Annotated in this window: 2 pseudogenes; both read right to left on the bottom strand. The window is 59.8% G+C overall.

Going from position 1 to position 1,384, the window contains the following annotated elements:
• Positions 1 to 328: 328 nt before the first annotated feature.
• Positions 329 to 874, bottom strand: a pseudogene (locus KDX37_RS29605) (DUF4123 domain-containing protein); the annotation flags it as partial.
• Positions 871 to 1,384, bottom strand: a pseudogene (locus KDX37_RS29140) (type VI secretion system tip protein VgrG); the annotation flags it as partial. The pseudogenes KDX37_RS29140 and KDX37_RS29605, both read right to left, overlap by 4 nt.

Here is a 1,384-nt window from a genome sequence, read left to right on the forward strand (position 1 = left end):
CTGTCGTCATGATCCTTGCCGACGACCTGAACGATGAACTTGTCGATTTCGCAGCATGGCCCGGCGCTCAGGCTTCCGATTCTCATTGGGTGGACTCGGTGCAGGTGGTTTGCAGCAGTTTTTGCAAGGCGTGCAAGCGTTGTTCTCCATGACTATTGAGCCGAAAGGTCGGTGGTTGAGATACGGGGTGCTGTGCACGCAGCGTGAGGTAGCGATTCATCAGTGACGGGTCTTCGGCGAAGCCGTGAACCATGCCTTCGTCCAGATAATCGAGGGCCTGATGAAAGGACGTACCGGTCTGTCTTTTCCACCACTCGAAGGCAAACCGTTCTTGCTCCTGGCGGCCCAGCGCCTGCTCATGGGCCGGGCTCAGGCGTGGCGGATTGGGCGGGGCGGGAGGCGTCCACTGTGCTGCGTGTGGATTGTCCAGGTGCAGCCAGCGCTGATTGTTTTGTGCAATATCCGCCCAGGTCCCGCCGTACCACGACAGCCGGAAAATGGGACCCAGCCAGGATGCGTTCGGGTGGTCTGAATCGCTGGTGAAGAAGTAGCTGGCGGTGACAGGGTTTGAATAGCGCAGCACGCCTCGACGTGCACCGTCGAAGTTGACGATCAACAGGTGTCGGAGGTGTGCGAGCAGGGTGTCATCTGGTGCGGGGCTTTCAATCACCAAACCCGGCCAGCGTTCGGGTTGCTTGTTCACAGCGTCCAGCAAGATCGCGTTGTCGGCTGCGTCCAGCCACAGCGGTCCTTGCTCCCTGTGTGCAGCCAGCTCGGTGTTGTCGAACAGCGATTTTGGCCTCGGGTCGGGCAGCAACTTGTACAGCGACTCCAGCAGCGAACCGGTGCGCTCCAGCAGCACGGACGTGGTCATGGCTTGCCCCCAGTATTCAGTGCTTTGCGACACCTGCAATCAGTCAACGGACAATCCATCGGCGTGCCGTTTTCAGGTTTTTGACAGAGCTCGGTGACCGGCATCTGCTCACTCAGCCGCTGCTTCAACAGCTTGCCCGCGATGTCTTTCGCGGCATCTTTTAAACGCCCTGGCAGCAACGGTGTAGATCCGGTTCCGGCAGAGGGTTTGCCTCCCGAATTGAGTTTCACCTGAGGCCCCGTCAGCGTGACGCCGCCGGGATCGATCTTGAAAAAGCTGCCGCCCACCTTGACGGTGATTTCCATGCCCGCTTCGATCACCACCTTGTCGCCTGCCTTGAAATGAATCTCTCGCCCAGCCTCTGCCAGCAGGGCTTCACCCACCTTGATATGCCGCGTCCCGCCCACGCTCAGGTGATCATCAGCCTTGGCCTCGGTCAGCCGATCACCGTCGACGGTGCGGTGTTCCTGTGCCTTGAACTCGCTGTAGCTGTTGGCCTCGACCCGGTCA

The sequence above is a fragment of the Pseudomonas californiensis genome, assembly GCF_021147775.1.
GTDB classification, from domain to species: Bacteria; Pseudomonadota; Gammaproteobacteria; order Pseudomonadales; family Pseudomonadaceae; genus Aquipseudomonas; species Aquipseudomonas californiensis.